Genomic DNA, 19,579 nt, shown 5'->3' on the forward strand with positions numbered 1-19,579 from the left:
AATCTTTCTCATCTCATATGATATAATTTAAAAATAGTTTAGGTATAAAAGGAGAGTTTCTTGTTGAGAAATTTTACAATCCTCATCTTAGTTGGTGTAAGCGCTGTCCTGTTTTATTTTACATTTGAGTCAGCGATGAAGGTGTTTCGCCCAGATTGGGAACACCCTAAAGCTTTAGTCCAGGAGCCAGATCAATACCGAATTGTGTTAATAACTCAAGAGCTTGATACTCCATTTTGGGACAAGGTTGCTAAGGGAGCATCAGAGCAGGCGACGGGGGATAAAGTCAGCCTTGAAGTATGGGGGAGCTATGATAATAACCAAGAGGATTTTTTAAAGAAAATAGAAATTGCTATAGATTCAAAAGTTGATGGAATTATTGTTCAAGGCTTGGATACAGAAGAGTTCAAGTACTTAACTAAGATTAAAGCGGCTTCTGAAGGAATTCCAATCATAACAGTTGCTAATGATGTTCCAATGGAAGAAAGTCTTAGGAGAACTTATGTTGGCTCTAATCAATATGTTGCTGGACAAGTGATTGCTAGACAGCTACTAGTCGATCTTGGGCAAGTTGGAAAAGTAGTTTTAATGTATGATAGCCGTCAAGAATATTTTCAAAAGCAACGTCTGAAAGGGATCCAGGATATTCTAATGAACTATCCTGAAATTAAAATCATTAATGGTGAGACTACTGATTCAAGGGAAGATATTATTGCAACAACCAAAAATGTCATGAACCGTGTTCCTGATATTGATGCTTTTGTGACAGTAAACGCAAATATTACAGGTACCATGATCCAGGAAATTAGCAGACGTTCTCAAATTGAACCTTACTATATCTACTCATTTGATGATGATCCAGAATCATTTACTCTTTTAAAGGAAGGGATTCTGGATGGCATGATTGAGCAGTCTCCTGAAAATATGGGCCAAAAGAGTGTAAGTTTAATGGTGGACTGGCTTACAAATGAAACTATTCCCCTTAACATTAATGGGTATTTGACTGATATTCGAATGGTAAAGGCGATGGAAGAATGATGAACAGCATACAGAAGAAAATATGGGGGTTTGCCCTAACGGTGCTGTTCATAATGACGGTGATTTGGGTTTCCCTCACTTATTACAATCAAAAAATGCAGGACCAGTACAATGATATTCTAGAGCGGTACTTAGTAATGAATGATGTACCGGTTAAAAGCCAACAGGTAGTAGCTTCTTTGAACAATTATTTATTGGATCCTTCTTTGTCTAACTGGGAAAAGCTAAAGTTGAATATGGATATTATTGAAAAGGCAAAAAATGAAGTAGTTACTTTAAGAAACGAGGAAAATCATTTTGAATTAACGAACTATGTAAACTTAATAGAAAGTCTGATAGAAACCATTGATCGATCCTTAATGTTTCAGTCTGAAAGAGAGACTCAAGATTCCACGATTGCTTTTTCTGAAGCAACGCGTATTTCTAAATATATATCTGAAATGACACTCACGTTAATTGATACAGAATTTAAAACCTATGACCTTTTCTATCGAAGTATGATTGACCAATCGGAAAGTTTGAAAGAACTTGGAATATGGTTATTTCTCTTAATTACCTTTTTATTGCTTTTGTTTACGTATTGGTTCTCAATGAGTATTACAAGGCCTATAAAAAACCTTACTTATGCAGCACATGAATTATCAAAAGGAAGGTTTGATTTAAAAATTGAAGTGGAATCCAATGATGAGATATCTTTTTTAGCTAAAACTTTTGATCGTATGCGGAGTAACATTAATAGTCTTATTTCAGAAATCCAGCATAAAGCACAGCTAGAAAAGGAACTTCAAGAAAGTAAGCTGTTGTTGCATCAAAGTCAGCTTAGAAGTCTGCAGAGTCAAATTAATCCTCATTTTTTATTTAATACTTTAAATACGCTTTCCAAAAAAGCCTATTTAGAGGGGTCTGAGGAAACAAGTGATCTTCTTGTTAATGTGGCCGGAATGCTCCGATATAACTTAAAGCAATTAGATAAGCCCATTACACTTCGAGAAGAAGTTCATGTTCTTTGGCAATATATTGAGATTCAAAAAGCTAGGTTTACGGACCGGCTCAATGTTCATAAGGATATTGATGAATCTTGTCTTAATGCCCAAATCCCTCATTTAACCCTACAACCTATTATTGAAAATGCCCTTATTCATGCGATAGAGCCAAGGGAAGAGGGAGGGAACATTTGGATCCGAATTCATGCATCTGGAGAATGGATCTTAATTGAGATGATAGATGATGGACCAGGAATGCCAGATTCTAAAGTTAGGCAAATCTTAGAGGAAATACCTATAAAGTCGGAAGGACATTCAACGGGAATCGGGTTCACGAACGTAGTAAAACGATTACGACTTTTTTATGAAAATCATGATGTTATTGACATAGAGAGTGAAATGGGTTTTGGCACAAAAGTAACATTAAAAATTCCAAGTAAAAGGAGACCTCAGAACCATGATTAAACTCCTTATTGTTGATGATGAACAAATTGAACGTGAAGGGATGGAAGTCATCTTATCAAGAGGCTTCCCGGATCTCGTCATCGAACAAGCTAAAAATGGAAGAATGTCCATTGTGATTGCGAAGGAATTTCAACCAGATCTTATTTTAATGGATATTAAGATGCCAGGGATTATTAACGGACTCCAAGCCATTGAGGAAATAACTAAGATAAACTCAGATATAAAATTCATTATGGTAACCGCTTACGATACGTTTGACTATGCGAGACAGGCTTTGAAACTAGGTGTTAAAGATTATCTTCTTAAGCCAAGTAAAGCAAGTGAAATTGTTGCGACAGTTGGTAAAGTTCTGAAGGAAATAGAGGAAGAAAAAGAGCAACAGGTTAAAACCAAGGTTCAACAAGAGGCTTTGCAAAAAGCTCTAACAGTGGTTGAAACGGATGTGGTGACTCAGCTATTATTTGACCACGTTCATGAGGTACATCTAAATGAACTAGTTGGATTACTAGATATGCGAACAACGAAAGAGAAGTTTGTTATCAGTGTATTGCTTCCAAAAGGGAGTGAGCATTTATATTCCTTAGTTAAGGATAAAATTAGGCAGTCAGGAAGTGGATGGGTAGGGGCTTTGTATAGTAATCAATTACCTATTATCGTTTTTAGAAAACCAGATGTGTCCTATAGGTCTCAAGCTATAGCTTTAGCTAGGGACATATTATCTGTTGCTCCATCAGATAGCGTTCACGGCTGGTTTGTCGGTATAGGAAATGTTTATCAGTCATTGGATAAAATTCGGCAGTCCTACCAAGAGTCACTAATTGCAACCATGGATACAAACATTCCAGCAAAATATCGTTTTTATAATGATGTACCGATTCTAGGTAGTCCAAGTGAATATCAATCGAAACATAGAGAGAAAGAATTTTTTGACCATATAAGAAGTGGGCAATGGGATGAGGTTTCTTCTAATATTATGAATCTCATCCAGCGTTATGAGTCGGAAAAAGTGGATTTAGTCCAAGCTCAACAGCGTATTTTAGAATTGCTCTGGATTGCCTCCAGAATCCTAAATGAAATAGGGGTGGATATTGAACCTCCATTATATTCGTTTCAAGCATCGGATTATCGACAATTGCGTTCTGAAACAAATGAGTTGCTTGATCAAATGAAAGAAGTATTTTGGGAGCGCTATAGCCGATTTGAACCTGATGTTATTCATGAAATTAAGCAGTACATTATGGAGCATTCACATGAGGATATTTCGTTAGAAGCTATTGGAAATAAAGTGGGGTTAAGTCCAATTTATATAAGTAAAATTTTCAAGGAACAATTAGGTGTGAATTATATTAACTTTCTAACAGAGTGTCGCATTGAAAAAGCTAAAAAATTGATGAGTGACCCCGAAAAGAGTATGAAGGAAATCACATATGAAGTTGGATACCATAATCCAAACTACTTTAGCAAAGTATTTAAGAAGATGTGTAACATTTCGCCAACGGATTATCGAAAGCAGCTTCTTGGTAACAAAGGGAATATACCTGATAGAAGCTCTTAGAATAGGAGTTTTTGACTCATGAAAAAGTTTTTGTTATTGGGAATAACCTTATTCGTCCCTTTTATGTTTTATGCTTGTGACTTTTCCGAAAGCAATGATGGAATTGTAGAGACTAAAATTCCAAAGGAACAGGAAAGTATACATGATAAAGGGGCTTCAGATGGGATCATCAAAATTGGTTTTTCTATGGACACTTTGTTAGAGGAACGTTGGCTAAAGGATAGGGAGTTTTTTAAACAGGCAGTAGAAAATTCAGGAGCTGAGATTGAAGTTTTAGCTGCAAATGGGGATGATGCTTTGCAAATATCCCAGGCCGAAACACTAATCAGCCAAGGGGTAGATCTTCTCGTCGTCGTTCCCCATAATGCTGAAGCGATGGCATCCATCGTGAACAAAGCTCATTCAGCTGGAATTAAAGTTCTTTCTTATGATCGCTTAATTAGAAATTCAGAAGTGGATTTATATGTTTCTTTTGATAACGAAAAAGTGGGAGAGCTTCAAGCAAAGGTAATAATGAAGCTCTCTCCTAACGGAAAATATGTTTACATAGGAGGAGCGAATACGGATAACAACGCTCACTTGGTGAAAGAAGGGGTTTTTAATGTCCTTCAACCATTTATTAATAGAGGGAATATTAGAGTTGTTTATGACCAATGGACGAAGGATTGGTTACCCACTAACGCTTATGCTAATATGGTGATGGCACTAGATGCTAATGATAATAACATTGATGCTGTAATTGCCGGTAATGATGCCACAGCTGGGAAGGTTATTGAAGCTCTGGCTGAACGTGGGCTTGCTGGAAAGATACCTGTTGCAGGTCAAGATGCCGACCTTGCAGCTGCTCAGCGTATCGTGGAAGGTACTCAATCGATGACTGTATACAAACCAATCCATGTTCTTACACAGAAAGCTGCTGAAATTGCTGTAAAAATGGCTAAGGGCGAGGAAATTGTGACCAATAAGAAAGTAAACAATGGAAAAATCGAAGTACCATCCGTTTTACTTCCTCCTATAGCAGTAACTAAGGATAACATTAATGAAACCATCATCGCCGATGGCTTTCATTCAAGAGAAGATGTGTATAAGAATGTAGAGCAGGACTAGGAAAAAGTCACTTTACAAATGGGAATAAAAGAAGACCCCTCATAAGAAGGGTCTTCTTTTATTTGGCAGGTGAAAAAGTGTAAAAAGTTCCTATATGTATCGGGGCAACTAAGACATTTGCAAAAAAAACCTGCACACAAGAGTATATGTGCTTCTAAGTAAGAAAAATACGTTTTCAAGATTCCTATAATGAATGCCAAGTTTTCTAAAACAGAGTCATAATGTGATTGTTTTCACAAATATTAAAAAAGTGTAGGTAATAATAAAATAGTGCTAAACTAAAGCGTTTTCATAGATATGGACGGGTGATATATTTGGAATGTAAGAAAAAGACTATTAAGAAAAGGGGAATTAGTCAATGAGAAGAAGTTTTAAATTATTAGTTATGTTACTTATTTCTATGCTTTTTGTCGGAGTACTTGCTGCTTGTTCAGATGAAAGCGGTTCCGGTAATAGTGAGGTTAGCGTAGGTATCGTTCTTCCTACTAAGGATGAGCCAAGATGGGTACAAGATGAGCAGCGTTTTAAAGATGCTTTAGCTGATTCTGAATACACTACTGAAATTCTATTTAGCCAAGGATCTTCTGCTAAGGAAAAAGAAAATGTTGAAACTTTATTAAATAAAGGAATCGATGTTCTAATAATTGCCCCACATGATGGCGCTGCTGCTCGTGCTGCAGTTGAAGCTGCTAAGAAAGATGACGTAACTGTAATTGCTTACGACCGTCTAATCACTGATACTGATGCTGTTGACTATTATGTAACTTTTGACAGTATTGCTGTAGGAGAAGCACAAGGTCAATTCTTAATTGACAACGCAGAAGGCACTGGAGTTCCTCTATACCTATATGCTGGTGCTGCTTCTGATAACAATGCATTCTTGTTCTTCGAAGGTGCATGGAATGCTCTTCAACCAAAAATTGCTGACGGAACTTTCATAATAGCAAACTCTAGTGAAGCTGAAGCTTTAAAAGATAAAGCTGAACTTACTCGTGATGAAATGGGTAAAATCCTAGGTCAGGTTACTACTAACTGGGATCCAAACGAAGCTAAGAACAAAGCTCAAACTCACTTAACAGGTGCTGGTGCAGATCTTAAAGGTGACGTAGCTATCCTTGCTCCAAACGATGGAACTGCGCGTGCTATCGCTGACGTATTCGGTGGTGACCCTGCAATTTCTAGCTACATTGTAACTGGTCAAGATGCCGAAAAAGCTTCAATTCAATACGTTATTGACGGAAAGCAATCTATGACTGTATTTAAGGATGTTCGTGCACTTGTAAAAGATGCAATGGGCATGGCTGTAGATGTACTTGATGGAAAGACTCCAGAAACAACTGGTTCATACGATAACAGTGCTACTGAAGTACCAGCAAAACAAACTGATGTAATTGTTGTAGATCAAGCAAACGTAAAAGCAGAGTTAATTGAGTCTGGATACTATGAAGCTAGTGAGTTTGAAGGACTAGAGTAATAGAATCTTGGATTCAAGAGTAAAATGGGTAGGAACAGTGTTGGATCTATATCTAGCACTGTTCCTTAATTGTAAAGTCTGTATGGTTAAGGAGGCATAATGATGAGCGATTATATTTTAGAGATGAACCAGATAACGAAAGAATTTACAGGTGTGAAGGCGCTCTCTAATGTCAATTTTAAAGTCGAACGAGGAGAAATTCACTGTTTAGTCGGTGAGAACGGCGCTGGTAAATCCACACTTATGAAGGTTTTAAGCGGTGTTTATCCTTTTGGAACGTACGAAGGTGATATTGTTTTTAATGGCAATGTCCAAAAGTTTAGCAAAATAAGTGATAGTGTTGATGTTGGAATTGCAATCATTTATCAGGAGCTAGCATTATTCCCGGATCTTTCTGTTTATGAAAATATATTCGTAGGTAATGAAATACAAAAAAGTGGCGTTCTCGATTGGAACAGAGCCATCGTGGAAGCCAAGAAAATGTTAGACAAGGTAGGCTTAAAGGTAAATCCTGAAACCATAATTAAGAATTTAGGGGTGGGGAAACAACAGCTTGTTGAAATTGCAAAAGCGTTAAGTAAAGAAGTGAAATTACTAATTTTAGACGAGCCAACTGCGGCTCTTAACGAAGATGATAGTGATAATCTTTTAGAACTATTACGTGAATTAAAAAAACAAGGTATTACCTCTATTATGATTTCTCATAAGTTAAAAGAAGTAATTGCCATTGCAGATAAAGCGACTGTACTTCGTGATGGAGAAACCATTTGTACTTTGGATAAATCCAAAGGTGAGATTACAGAAGCAGCCATAATAAAAAATATGGTAGGGCGTGAAATTGAGGATATTTTTCCAAAGAGACCAAAGCAACAGTTTGGTGATACAGTTCTTGAATTATCTAACTGGACAGCCTATGATCCTCAGCTAGGACGAAATGTTGCCTCAAATGTAAATCTCCATGTAAAGCAGGGTGAAATTATAGGTATTGCTGGCCTAATGGGATCAGGCCGTACTGAGCTTGCTTTAAGTATTTTTGGTAATGCAGAGAACTATAAGCTGCAAGGTGATTTATATGTTGAAGGAAAGCCTGCAAAATTTAAGCATACTAGTGATGCGATTAAATCTGGGATTGCATATGTAACAGAGGACAGAAAAGGTGACGGTTTATTTTTACTTCAAGATATTAGAAATAATATCTCCATTGGTAATCTAAAACAGCTTTCCTCCAGAGGAATCGTAAATGAAAATGAAGAGATAAAAATTGCAGAAGAGTACAGAGAGTCACTGGGAGTTAAAAGCCCATCCATACAACAACTTGTTGGTAATCTAAGTGGTGGAAACCAGCAGAAAGTTTCTTTAGCAAAATGGTTATATGTAGGGCCAAAACTATTGATCTTAGACGAACCAACCCGTGGTATCGACGTTGGTGCAAAATTTGAAATCTATACTGTTATGAATGAACTGATTAATAAAGGTATGAGTATTATTATGATTTCATCCGAGCTTGGTGAGATTTTAGGGATGAGCGATCGCGTTTATGTAATGGCAGAAGGCAAAATTAAAGGTGAGTTGTCAGCAGAAGAAGCCGATCAAGAGAAAATCATGCAACTTGCGACGCAATAGGAGGTAAAACTTATGAAATATTTATATGAATTACTAAATCTAATAAAAGTAAACATTCGCGATTATGGGATGTACATTGCTTTAATCATTATTATGTTTACTTTTCAAATCTTAACAGACGGACTATTCATGTCCTCTCGTAACATAAGTAATCTACTAGATTCAGCCGGTTATATTGCAGTACTGGCTGTAGGTGTTATGCTGGTTATTGTTATCCGTCATATTGACTTATCTATTGGATTCTTGGCAGGTTTTCTTGGAGCGATTGCAGCTATTCTTCTTATGCAATATGGAATGCCTGTTTATATCGTTATCCCAATAATCCTTGTTTTAGGGATTTGTGCAGGTGGAGTTACTGGTTTTCTTGTAGCTAAAGTTGGAATACCTGCTTTCGTTGCTACCTTAGCTGGTTGGCTCATTTACCGTGGTGCTATCCTTCTTGCAACTGAAAAGACAGGAACAATTATTGTAGATAATGATGCCTTTAATGCTATTGGTAACGGATATATTCCTGCCATAGCTGAAGTTGGGGGATTACACTTACTTTCCTTAATTCTTGGTGGACTTGGAGTTCTGTTTTACGTATATAGCTCGATAAAGAATCGTCGAAACAAAATAAAATATGACTTCGATGTTGTCTCTAAACCAATCTTTGTTTTACAGTTAGTGTTCGTCTCAGCTATCATAGCTTATATTACATGGCTATTAGCTGGTTACAATGGTTTCTCCTGGACAGTTATCATAATTCTTCTTGTGGTTGTTGTTTATCATTTCATTACTACAAAAACGGTTCTTGGACGCCATATTTATGCTGTAGGTAGTAACCCAGAAGCTGCACATTTAACAGGTATCAGTGTTAGTAAAATTACATTTATTGTGTTCGGTTCTATGGGTATGCTCTCTGCATTATCTGGTATCTTATTTACTTCTCGTTTGCAATCTGCCACAACAACAGCAGGAACTTTATTTGAGCTTGATGCCATCGCTGCAGCGTTCGTTGGTGGAGTATCCGCAGCAGGTGGTGTAGGTAAAGTAACAGGGGCAGTTATTGGTGCAATCGTTATGGCAACCCTAACAAACGGTATGAACCTAATGGGAGTTGGAATTGCCCCACAATATATGATTCGTGGAGGAGTACTAGCACTAGCTGTTATCTTCGACGTAATGACACGCAGACAAAGAGCATAATGTGTTGGCGTGTTGGTGTGTTGGTAGGGACGGTTCTCATGATGAATTTTATCCTGGATTCATGAAACTTATGGATTAAAAAAAGCTCAGAGTATTGAACTCTGGGCTTTTCACTTGAGGTAAAAATGTTAATCTCGAATTTTCTTTCTGAATAAACTCTAGTTATTTTGTCGATAATGCTAAAAATACTAGATAGGAAAGGAAATCTCGCATGTTAAGGAGCTTACTTTTTGTTGTCGTTGTGCTGTTAGTAAGTAGTTTGTGGATTCCTTCTACATCTGATTCCTTAGTAATGGAAAACCAAGGTATTCATGAGGTCTTTATGGAGAAAAAGCCAAAATCCCTTGAATCTCTTTTTCCAACAGAAATAGTAGTTAATGAGTATGCGGATGTACAAAATTTATCCAGAGTTACTGAAGAGTCGTTAAACCAGTTGTTAGATGGAAAACTTTCAAATAAAGGAAGAGTTTTTATTGAGGCAGGAAGAGAATACGGTATTGACCCGGCCTTTCTTGTTGCTGTTTCCATTCATGAAACAGGGAATGGGAAAAGTGAAGCAATCCTATACAAAAATAACGTTGGCGGTATGATGAAAAGAACAGGGGGGCTTATGTCCTTTCATTCTGTTGACCAATCCATCTATAGATTGGCCCGTGTCCTAAGAGATATCTACGTACAAAATGAGCGCGATACACCAGTAGAAATTCAACAGTTATACGCACCCATAAACGCAGCCAATGACCCAAATAACCTTAATAAACACTGGCTAACTAAAGTAGTTGAAAACTGGAGACTTGCACGCACCAAAGCCTAGGTGGTTGGTGCGTGCTGGCGGGTGTGTTGGTGGGGACGGTTCCGACGTTCACACTCAAATGTTGATATAACGGGATTTATGGGTTGTCGAGCGTGTTAGTAGGGACAGATCTTACAAACAAAGTGGGAACATAAATAAAAGTGCTAGTTTCGGGAAAGATTCAGGAACATAAATAAAAGTGCTAGTACATACTGCCTGATGGAGTATGGACTAGCACTTTTTGTTTAAGCTGTACGGTGTATCAAACTCCGTAACTAATAGTAAACTGTTTTTCTCTTTTAGTTTCGGAGTTTGAAGGAATGAGATTCATAAGATCATCTTCAGTAACATTTTTAAGTTGGTGATCAACGGAAAATCTTTGGTGGACTAATTTAGGGCGAGGGTGTTTGGGGTAAAGTTCGCAGTAGTTGCTTTTTCCAAAGTCAAAGACTTTAAGTTTAGATAGATTTTGAAATAGAAGTTCTTTAAGGGGATAGTTTTCCATTAAAAGAGGAATTCCAAATCTCTGTCCTTTTTCTCCCCAACCTAAAACAACTGAATCAGCTTTTTTAATTGCATATTCAATAAGTTTCCATTGCTCATCATCAACTTCAAAATGATTTTGAGTAGTGTCACTGCCTTTTATGATTGGACTAGTGTTAATGATGCTAAGGGAGCCGAAATTATGATTTTTAGCAAATGAAATCATGAATTCAACCGTGGTGTCACCCGAAAGCTCATCTGCTGAACTGGGGTTCATCATAAAAATAGTTAGAGTTGGTAGTGAATTGTCCCAAACTCTGCTTAAAAAGAATCTTTTCTTGGCTTCATTTGGGCAATCCTTTTTCGCCTTGTAACCTGGATGGAAAATGGCTGTTCCCATTCCCACTTGAATAGGTGCAATCGTGGCATTAGGAAGTTCAGTGGATAGGAAACTATTAAGTTCCCATCCGTTTCCTACTATCCATTTCTCTAGCTGTTCTTGAAAATTTAAATTTAAATCGTCAGAACTGAATTGAATACTTCCATTAAATATAAGTTGCAAGAAAATTCCTCCTTTGTTTTTTGGGGTAATGCTTTAATACATGCAGTATAGCAAAATATATTATGCAGAGGAATTCAGAGAATTTAAAATATCTGCATGTCTAACCTTCCCAAACTTAAAGAACACGTATACTTTAAAAATAGTTCCCATTTGCTAAGTTGAGCATTGGGTGTGTAGGTAAGAACCGTCCCTATCAGCACACATAGAAACCAATGAGTCAGCCTTTTTTAGCTATTCACATGAACAATTTTTTCTTTTTCAAATAGGATGGTTTATAGGAGTGCGAAAAGGTGGGTGATGGAAGTGGGCGGTGCCCAAGAGTATGATATTTACGATTTGATATCGAGAATAAATAGATTAGAAGTTAAAGTAGATGAAAATGGAAATGAGATCGAGGAACTAAGATTAATATTGGATAAGAAAACGGATGGGAATCAGGAGATTGTAAACGTTGAGGAATTTCTAGCAAAGAGAGAGTTCTTATCTAAAGAAGAAGTGAAAGTTATTGTAAATAGAGTAAAGGAAGAAATGAACCATAAGCTAAAACAAATGCAGTTAAACACATAAAATGGACTATTAATGCAGGAGCAAGTATTCTTATTGGGTGTGTTTGAAGGGACGGTTCTTACCTAATTCATGGCATTTTTGGATAAGGGGCATGTTGCTGCGATGTCGTGTTGGTAGGAACCGTCCCCACCAACACACCTTTCAATACATAAGTAAATGAGACAATTTCCATGAGGGGGATGGTTTAATGAATGTTATTGAAGAAACAAATTTGCTTGATAATATGAGAAAGAATACTTTAATGCTAGTTACCATGACCGTTTTGCTAACAGCGGGGACTGGATTAGTCGTTGTGAACGAAGATTATGCATCTATTTACTATTACGTAATTCCTATGATTCTTGCATTTCTAACGTACTTTTTGTTTCAAAAACTTTGGAAAAAACCACATCTTTTACCATACATACTCATTACGTTAATGTATGCCTCCAGTTTGACATCTGTATTGGTTAAAGGAGGGAATCTTAATAATATATTTATAGTACTGTTATTATCTGTGTTTTCGGCAATCCAGCTGAAAAGGAGAATTTTCTTTTTAGGTTATAGTGTTGGTTTGGCTGTTTTAGTTCTTAATAGTTTTTCAACATCCGATGAAGCGGTCCAATCATTAATTGGAATTTCTTTTCTTAGTTATTTTTTAATTGGTATTGTTTTCTTAGTAGTTATTAGTCTTACAACAGCTCAGTCTAAAAAGATTGAGGACTTTCTTCTACAATCTACAGAAGAGGCTAAAAGGAAGGAGGAACAGAAACTCCAATTAGAACAGGATGTAACTGCCGTTATTGAAAATATTTCCGAGGTCAATCAAACCCTTCAATTAAATGTTTCCTCACAAAATGAGATGGCTGTTGCCATTAACGAAATTTCAATAGGAAGCCAATCACAGTCAGATCAGATATCTTCTATAATCAAGAACACTCAAGGAACAATGAAAAATGTCGAGGAAGTTTATAACAAATCTACAGATTTATATAATGAATCTATACAAGCGAAAGAGTTCACTGAAAATGGAAAAGTGAAAATCACTGAGCTTAACAACAATAATGCAGAGCTTATCAAGGTTATAACTAATCTAAACCAAACTTTTACAGAGCTCACAAATAAAATTGTTGAGACCAATCAGTTTGCAGGAAGCATTAAAGATATTACAGAGCAAACCAATTTATTAGCACTAAATGCTTCCATTGAAGCAGCTCGTGCTGGCGATGCTGGAAAAGGTTTTGCTGTTGTTGCTAATGAGATTCGTAAACTGGCGGAAGTAACTAGCCAGACTACAGAAAAAATAACAAAAAATTTGTCGGAGTTAAATGCTAGTAACAAACAAGCCATTACCCAAATGGAGGAAAGCCGAAAAAATATTGATAGAGGTATAGGAGTTTCTAATGATGTCACCAGCTATTTTCATCAGCTTTCCGGTACCATGGAAAAACTTAGTGAAGAATTGAAACATTTTACGGTTCTAGCTGATAAAGTCAAGACTCAGACTAGTATTGTTGAAAACTCTACCAATGATTTTGCTGTTATTATTGAAGAAGCTACCGCAAGCCTTGAAGAAATGAATGCAACCGTCGACAACCTAACAGCAAGTAATCATGATGTATCTAAAATTATGGATCAAACCGTAAAGAGAACATTGGCCATTAAGGAAAGCTTCAGCTTAATAAATTAAAAGCTAATAAAACAAAGCATAGCAGTGTGGATCCTATTATGATTCACGCTGTTTTTTATCCCGCATGAACAGGCAGTAATGCCCCACCTCAAGTGTGGTGTTGGCGTGTTGGTGGGGACGGTTCTTATCCACACGGCTGGCTGACTTTGCTGATAGATGTGTTGTAGGGTTCCTCCAATACGATTCTTCAAAATAAGGCTTTTGACGTGTAACATTAAATAAAATTCAATAAAAGCAAGCATTCCTAAAAAGTCCTTTTTTTGGAAGATTTCAATTGCTTGTTTTTATAGGCAACTAAGGCATTTACCATACAAAGGCTTGGCGAATGCCAAGTTTTCTAATAAAATAAGAGAGGTAAATATTAAACGAGAGCTAAGTAATAAGTAAGTAAAATATACATACTTTAAGTGCATTTTAACAAAGAAGATAGCGTTGGTAGGAACTGGCGAACTAAGAATAAGGTGAGGGCAGACAGGGTAATCGTAGCACTGTGTTGGTGAGAACCGTCCCCACCAACACACCAACACTAATCAACAGGACTTTAGGAGGTTAGGATTATGGATTGGAAGATAGCGTATGAGCGTTGGGTTAATGAGCCAGCGTTGGATGGAGAGATGAAGCGTGAGTTGGAGAGTTTAAAGGGAAAGGAAAGAGCGTTGGAGGATGCTTTTTATAAGGATTTGGAGTTTGGAACAGGTGGTATGCGAGGTGAGATTGGTGCTGGTACCAATCGGATGAATCTTTATACAGTAAGAAAGGCAACAGAAGGTTTTGCGCAATATATCTCTTCTTTTGGGGAAGGGGCCAAAAAGCGAGGGGTTGCAATTGCCTTTGATTGCAGACATAAATCCCCTGAATTTGCAATGGAAGCAGCAAGTGTCTTAGGAAAACACGGCATCCAGGTTTATGTTTTTGAGGAGCTTCGACCAACTCCAGAATTATCTTTTGCTGTCCGACACCTACACGCGTTCGGCGGAATCGTCCTTACCGCAAGTCATAACCCACCTGAGTATAATGGATATAAAGTGTATGACGAAGAAGGCTGCCAGCTCACGCCAGAGCCAGCAAACGAAGTCATTTCTCTTGTTAACCAAGTTGAGAACGAACTTGCTGTTGAAGTCGCTTCAATAGAAGAATTGAAGGAAACAGGTTTTCTCAAAATGATCGGTTCCGAAATAGATAAAGCCTATTTAAAAGAATTAAAAACTCTTGAGTTAAATACAAATGTGATACAGGAAATGGCAGAGGATTTAAAGATAGTATTTACTCCTCTACACGGAACATCGAATAAGCCGATCCGTGATGGCCTTGAGGCTTACGGCTTTAAAAATGTAACTATCGTAAAAGAGCAGGAGCTTCCAGACCCTAATTTTTCTACTGTAAAATCACCGAATCCAGAGGAACATGCAGCCTTTGAAATTGCCATTGAATATGGAAAGAAAATCGACGCCGATTTACTAATTGGGGCAGACCCTGATACTGACCGCCTTGGGGTAGCCGTAAAAAATGGAAATGGTGACTATGAGGTTTTGACAGGTAACCAAACAGGGGCCCTAATGCTTGAATATATTTTGTCCCAGAAAAAGGAACAAGGGATCTTGCCTACAAATGGTGTTGTATTAAAAACTATTGTTACTTCTGATATTGGACGAGCGATTGCGTCTCATTACGGATTAACAACGTTTGACACGTTGACTGGTTTTAAGTTCATTGGGGAAAAAATCAATGAATATAAGAAGAGTGGAGAATTTGAATTCCAATTTGGGTACGAAGAAAGTTATGGGTATCTTGTTGGTGATTTTGTCCGCGATAAAGATGCAGTTCAAGCGGCTTTAGTTGTTTCTGAAGTGGCTGCTTATTATAAATCCAAAGATAAAAATCTCTACCAAGGATTGCTTGAAATATTTGAAAAATACGGGTATTACCGTGAAGGTCTTGAATCCTTGACACTTAAAGGAAAAGAAGGGTCTGAAAAAATTCAAGCAGCAATAGGACAATTTAGAGACCATCCACCAATTGAAGTTGGAGGACAAAGAGTCGCGGTCATTGAAGACTATAAAGTGAGCTTGCGCAAAGACCTTGGTGCAGACAAGGAAGAAGAAATCCAATTGCCGAAATCAAATGTTTTAAAATTCTTCTTGGAAGATGGTTCATGGTTCGTACTACGCCCATCAGGGACCGAGCCTAAGCTAAAGGTGTATTTTAGTGTGAAAGGAACTTCCCTAGAAGACAGTGAAGCAAAGCTATCAACTTTAAAAACACAAGTAATGGATATTGTAAAACAGGGGCTTTAGTTAAATTAAGCTTCAAGAATCATGTGAATAGACCGAATCCTTCCAATTGAACTAATGAACAGCAAAAAGATTTTCATGTTGTTTGATCATATTAATTTTTAAAAAAACTATGCGATTCATCTCCTACCTAAACAGTGTCGTGTTTTGAGGAAGGAGTCTTCTCGCACATGACCGATAAAAAAAGAGAAGAGCCCACGTTGCGGTCGCTTCTCTTTTTTAATAAATGCTGCTTAGGAAGCATCAAATGTTAGTAGCTTCCTATAGTTGTTGGAAACTGTAACAGGTGAAGCTTCGTATTCAAGGGCAATTTGATTTTGTGTGATACTTTCTTCCTTAAGAATGATTTTATGAACAAAATATTCCAAAGCAGCTGCATAAGCAGAAGGCTTTTTGAAGGAAGGATTTGTTTTATGACAGAACTTTCTCCACAAAGTAATGGCTTTTATTATAACTTTATCTTCATAATCTTTAGCAGACATGTTGTTGGCTACTAATTGGGCAACTTCCTCATAAAGTGGATTTTTCCATTCATCCTCATCAACACCTAAAAGTAGGATTTCGGCTAAAAGTGCAGGATAGTGGGCAGCAATTCCGTCATCTTTTTTAGAGTATTTCTCCAATAAGCGAACCACAGAACTTTCATCGTGACGATAAAGTTTGATAACCGTATATATGAATTTGTGATGATCAGCGTATAAAACCAACGCGCCAATAACTAAACTACCGACGGTGTATTCGTCACCATCTTGAAAGGGGATTTGATAATTTTTTTTAGTTAAAATGTCCTCAACGGAAATCATTTTTTTCGTGTTACGATCAATGTCTAAAACTTTATAGACAGATGGAACGGTTGTTTCCCACTGACTAAAAACATTTCTTGTTGGGGCACTAAGCTTTGATTGGTACTTATTAAAAAATGTGTGAAATATGGTTTGTGAAAGGTTTGATAGAATTTTATGAAATATAATCCAAATAGCTAATCCGGTTTTATATACTTCTGAGGTGTCTGTGTTATTAGAAAGATGTATTTCTTGATAACCGTCGGCTTCTTTATTCACTTCTTCACCATATGTGTGAACAGCAAAGGAAATTAGTCCTTTTTCTAAACGATCGAGATCTTCATTAATCAGTTTCTCTCTTACATCGTTTTTACTCTGTGCTCCACAACACTTTTTATGTTTTTTTCCACTTCCACATGGACAAGGATCATTTCTTCTAATCTTACTCATGTGTCGACACCTCTTGATCATTATAGTCCTCCATTAAATTATGAAGGCAATTAATTGTTAGTTCAAGTGACAAAAATTTTCCAACCACTTTCCTGTCGATAAATATAGCATCATCTGAGCTCGAAAAATTTCTCCAAAATATGACAAGAGATTTTTTTTCTGACTATTTTCACCAACTTTCCTAGTATACTATAAAGTTGGATTATGTTGTAAAGAGAAGCGTTCTTGGTACAATATGTACAACTTCCAGCGCTAGTTATGAATGCTGATTAATAACATATTTTTTCAATCCATTGGAAATCATAAAAACAAATCAGTAGGAGGAGTGTGCATTTAGTATGACTAAGGGGCAACAGCAGTTATTTGACAAGATTAATTCTTTGCAAAAAGAGGTTACACAGCTACAAGAGGAGTATTGGTGGAGTTATATCAATATTGATTCCTGGCAGTTTTGGGTAATGTTACTCATGTTAGTGATTCCTCTTGTCGTATTAGTTTTAGTTCTCGACAAGCAAAAACTCTTTCTATTATTGTTTTACGGTTATTCCGTTCATATACTATTTGGATATATTGATTCTTTTGGAACACACAATGACTTCTGGAGCTATCCGTATTTTTTGACACCATTTTTTACGTATAGTGTTTCTTTAGATGTTTCTTTAGTGCCAGTTGCTTTTATATTGACCTACCAATGGACGTTAAATAGAAATAAAAACTTTTATTTATACTCTCTTTTGCTTTCCGCGTTCCTTTCCTTTATTTTTAAACCAATTCTAGTAGCAGCAGACTTATTTGTATTATTCGGCCAAACAAACTACTTTCATCTCTTTTTGATTTATTGCCTAATTTTTTTACTTGCTCGTCTCATGACCAACTTCTTTTTGTTCTTACAGAAAAGGAGGTAGGGACGGTTCTCACCAACACGAAAAAAATCGGCTCTAATGTTACGTGATAATTTATATTGGTCTTGTAAGGGCTGAAAAAATTACGATGAAGGTGAAGGTGAAGGAAGTTGCTGAATTAGTGGGGATAAGTGTGCACACACTCCATCATTATGATGAAATCGGCTTGCTCCATCCAGAGGAGGTAACCGTGGCAGGTTATCGTCTTTACTCTAATGAAAATCTTGCAACCTTGCAGCAAATCTTGTTTTTCAAAGAACTTAGATTTCCACCGAAAAAAATTCAAGAGATTCTCAATAGTCCGTCATTTGATCGTCTCGAAACAATGGAAATGCATAAAAATATGCTACTTGAAAAACAGAGACGTCTGGGTCAAATGATTTCAACGATCGATAAGACTACTCGATATATGAAAGGGGAGATAACTATGACTAACAAGGAAAAATTTGAGGGATTTGATTTTAACTCTAATCCCTATGAAAAAGAGGCCCGGGAACGCTGGGGAGATCGAGCAGTTGATCAATCAAATGCTGCGGTTGGTAATATGTCCAAAGAGGACAAAATCGTCATAGGAGAACGGATGAACGAAATTTATCGCAACTTGACAGATATTCGAAAACAATCACCAAATTCTGATGAGGCGCAGGCAGCGATCGAGGAGTGGTACTACTTCTTAAATCAGAATTTTGGTCATCACTATACTCTTGATGCTTTTAAAAGTTTGGGGCAGATGTATGTTCAAGATGAGCGCTTTACGAACAATGTTGACCAATTCGGTGAGGGGCTGGCACAATTTATGTGTGATGCAATGGCTGTGTATGCTGATCAAAACCAAGAATAAACGATCCTATTTTTAGGATCGTTTTCACTTGTCTCTTGGTATGTAACAGTCTTTTAACCTAAATGCTAAAAGCACCGCTACATTTTCGTTCACGCAAAAATTGGCCATTGTTTTTCTTCAGCCACTTTTTTCATGTTAGGTCCAGGGTTTACCACAACAGGTCGATGCACAAAATCCAAAAGAGGAATGTCGCTTTCACTATCTGCATAAGCCCAAATTTCTCCTAGTTCTTGTCCCTCATTGGAAGAGATCTCGTCCATCCATGCGCGGATTTTGTTCACCTTTTCCTGACCATTAATGATAATTCCGATTTCTCCAGTACACTTCCCGTTTTCATCAAATAAGAGCTCTGTGCTAATTACGCGGACATCTAAATCGAGTTCTTTCACAAACAAACGTAAAAATGGTTGTAGGGTACCCGATAAAATTAGAACGGTGTCACCAGCTTCTTGGTGCTGACGGACTTGATTCACTAGGTTAAGGTGAACTTCTTTCATTCCAAGTTCTACTAATTCTTTGAAAAACTCATCAAGTTCTGCATTGGTCATCCCTTCAAATGTTCTAGCAAATGCTTTGAAAAATTCATGATGAAAGGCAGTTTTTCCTTTAGCTAGTCCTATAAAACTAGCTTTTGCCAAACTAGATCCAAATTGAAACCACTGCTTTTTCGTAAACTTTTCTTTTCCAGCTTGAAACATCGCTTTAAAAGAATTACCTTGGTATAAGGTTCCATCAAAATCCACTGTCACAATTGCCAACCTTGTCCACCTCGCTTTATAAAGAGTATAAAGGAAAGAGAGGCCGAT

General features: G+C 37.1%; 16 protein-coding genes. 13 read left to right on the plus strand and 3 right to left on the minus strand.

The genetic code is table 11. From position 1 onward, the window contains the following. Window positions 1-63 precede the first annotated feature (63 nt). From RZN25_06835 to RZN25_06870, 8 genes are all read left to right on the plus strand, one after another. Window positions 64-1,038, plus strand: coding sequence for a substrate-binding domain-containing protein (locus RZN25_06835; protein ID MEQ6376542.1), 975 nt, complete (start codon window positions 64-66; stop codon window positions 1,036-1,038). Then, window positions 1,038-2,486 (plus strand): sensor histidine kinase, encoded by a 1,449-nt coding sequence (locus tag RZN25_06840; GenBank protein MEQ6376543.1) that lies wholly within the window; start codon window positions 1,038-1,040, stop codon window positions 2,484-2,486. The genes RZN25_06835 and RZN25_06840 overlap by 1 nt, the downstream gene beginning before the upstream one ends. Further along, window positions 2,479-4,041, plus strand: coding sequence for a response regulator (locus RZN25_06845; GenBank protein MEQ6376544.1), 1,563 nt, complete (start codon window positions 2,479-2,481; stop codon window positions 4,039-4,041). The genes RZN25_06840 and RZN25_06845 overlap by 8 nt, the downstream gene beginning before the upstream one ends. 18 nt (window positions 4,042-4,059) lie before the next feature. Further along, entirely contained in the window at window positions 4,060-5,148 is a 1,089-nt protein-coding gene (gene xylF / locus RZN25_06850; GenBank protein MEQ6376545.1) for a D-xylose ABC transporter substrate-binding protein, read from the plus strand. Between the two features lie 358 nt (window positions 5,149-5,506). Beyond that, a complete protein-coding gene (locus RZN25_06855) occupies window positions 5,507-6,622 on the plus strand; it encodes a sugar-binding protein (protein MEQ6376546.1) in 1,116 nt (371 codons plus the stop codon). A gap of 102 nt (window positions 6,623-6,724) precedes the next feature. Further along, the gene (locus tag RZN25_06860) at window positions 6,725-8,245 is read left to right on the plus strand and encodes a sugar ABC transporter ATP-binding protein (protein MEQ6376547.1); all 1,521 of its coding nucleotides are present in this window, start codon (window positions 6,725-6,727) and stop codon (window positions 8,243-8,245) included. A 12-nt stretch (window positions 8,246-8,257) separates the two neighbouring features. Further along, a complete protein-coding gene (locus RZN25_06865; GenBank protein MEQ6376548.1) occupies window positions 8,258-9,433 on the plus strand; it encodes a sugar ABC transporter permease in 1,176 nt (391 codons plus the stop codon). A 211-nt stretch (window positions 9,434-9,644) separates the two neighbouring features. Beyond that, entirely contained in the window at window positions 9,645-10,247 is a 603-nt protein-coding gene (locus RZN25_06870; protein ID MEQ6376549.1) for a glucosaminidase domain-containing protein, read from the plus strand. Between the two features lie 241 nt (window positions 10,248-10,488). Here the strand turns inward: RZN25_06870 and RZN25_06875 are convergent, their stop codons facing one another. Then, a complete protein-coding gene (locus RZN25_06875; GenBank protein ID MEQ6376550.1) occupies window positions 10,489-11,271 on the minus strand; it encodes a DUF1643 domain-containing protein in 783 nt (260 codons plus the stop codon). A 294-nt stretch (window positions 11,272-11,565) separates the two neighbouring features. Here RZN25_06875 and RZN25_06880 point away from each other — a divergent pair, with 294 nt between their 5' ends. The 3 genes from RZN25_06880 to RZN25_06890 all read left to right on the plus strand — a co-directional run bounded on the left by RZN25_06880 (window position 11,566) and on the right by RZN25_06890 (window position 15,801). Then, window positions 11,566-11,838 carry a hypothetical protein gene (locus tag RZN25_06880; GenBank protein ID MEQ6376551.1) on the plus strand — a complete coding sequence of 91 codons (273 nt, stop codon included), beginning with the start codon at window positions 11,566-11,568 and terminating at the stop codon, window positions 11,836-11,838. Window positions 11,839-12,025: 187 nt separating this feature from the next. After that, the gene (locus RZN25_06885) at window positions 12,026-13,507 is read left to right on the plus strand and encodes a methyl-accepting chemotaxis protein (GenBank protein MEQ6376552.1); all 1,482 of its coding nucleotides are present in this window, start codon (window positions 12,026-12,028) and stop codon (window positions 13,505-13,507) included. 557 nt (window positions 13,508-14,064) lie between these two features. Continuing rightward, a complete protein-coding gene (locus RZN25_06890) occupies window positions 14,065-15,801 on the plus strand; it encodes a phospho-sugar mutase (GenBank protein MEQ6376553.1) in 1,737 nt (578 codons plus the stop codon). A 230-nt stretch (window positions 15,802-16,031) separates the two neighbouring features. On the opposite strand, the gene RZN25_06895 is transcribed toward RZN25_06890, so the two are convergent. Further along, window positions 16,032-17,030: an SEC-C domain-containing protein gene (locus RZN25_06895; protein MEQ6376554.1), complete on the minus strand. Its 999-nt coding sequence runs from the start codon at window positions 17,028-17,030 to the stop codon at window positions 16,032-16,034. 338 nt (window positions 17,031-17,368) lie between these two features. Between RZN25_06895 and RZN25_06900 the strand changes: the two genes are divergently transcribed. Both RZN25_06900 and RZN25_06905 read left to right on the plus strand, forming a co-directional pair. Further along, complete coding sequence (locus RZN25_06900) at window positions 17,369-17,935, plus strand: hypothetical protein (protein ID MEQ6376555.1); 567 nt, start codon at window positions 17,369-17,371, stop codon at window positions 17,933-17,935. Window positions 17,936-18,020: 85 nt separating this feature from the next. After that, window positions 18,021-18,773 (plus strand): MerR family transcriptional regulator, encoded by a 753-nt coding sequence (locus RZN25_06905; GenBank protein MEQ6376556.1) that lies wholly within the window; start codon window positions 18,021-18,023, stop codon window positions 18,771-18,773. 89 nt (window positions 18,774-18,862) lie between these two features. Here RZN25_06905 and RZN25_06910 read toward each other — a convergent pair whose 3' ends face one another. Next, on the minus strand, window positions 18,863-19,522 hold the full coding sequence (locus tag RZN25_06910; protein ID MEQ6376557.1) for an HAD family hydrolase: 660 nt from the start codon (window positions 19,520-19,522) through the stop codon (window positions 18,863-18,865). Between the last annotated feature and the right edge of the window lie 57 nt (window positions 19,523-19,579).

This window comes from Bacillaceae bacterium S4-13-56 (assembly GCA_040191315.1).
Taxonomy (GTDB): Bacteria; Bacillota; Bacilli; order Bacillales; family JAWJLM01; genus JAWJLM01.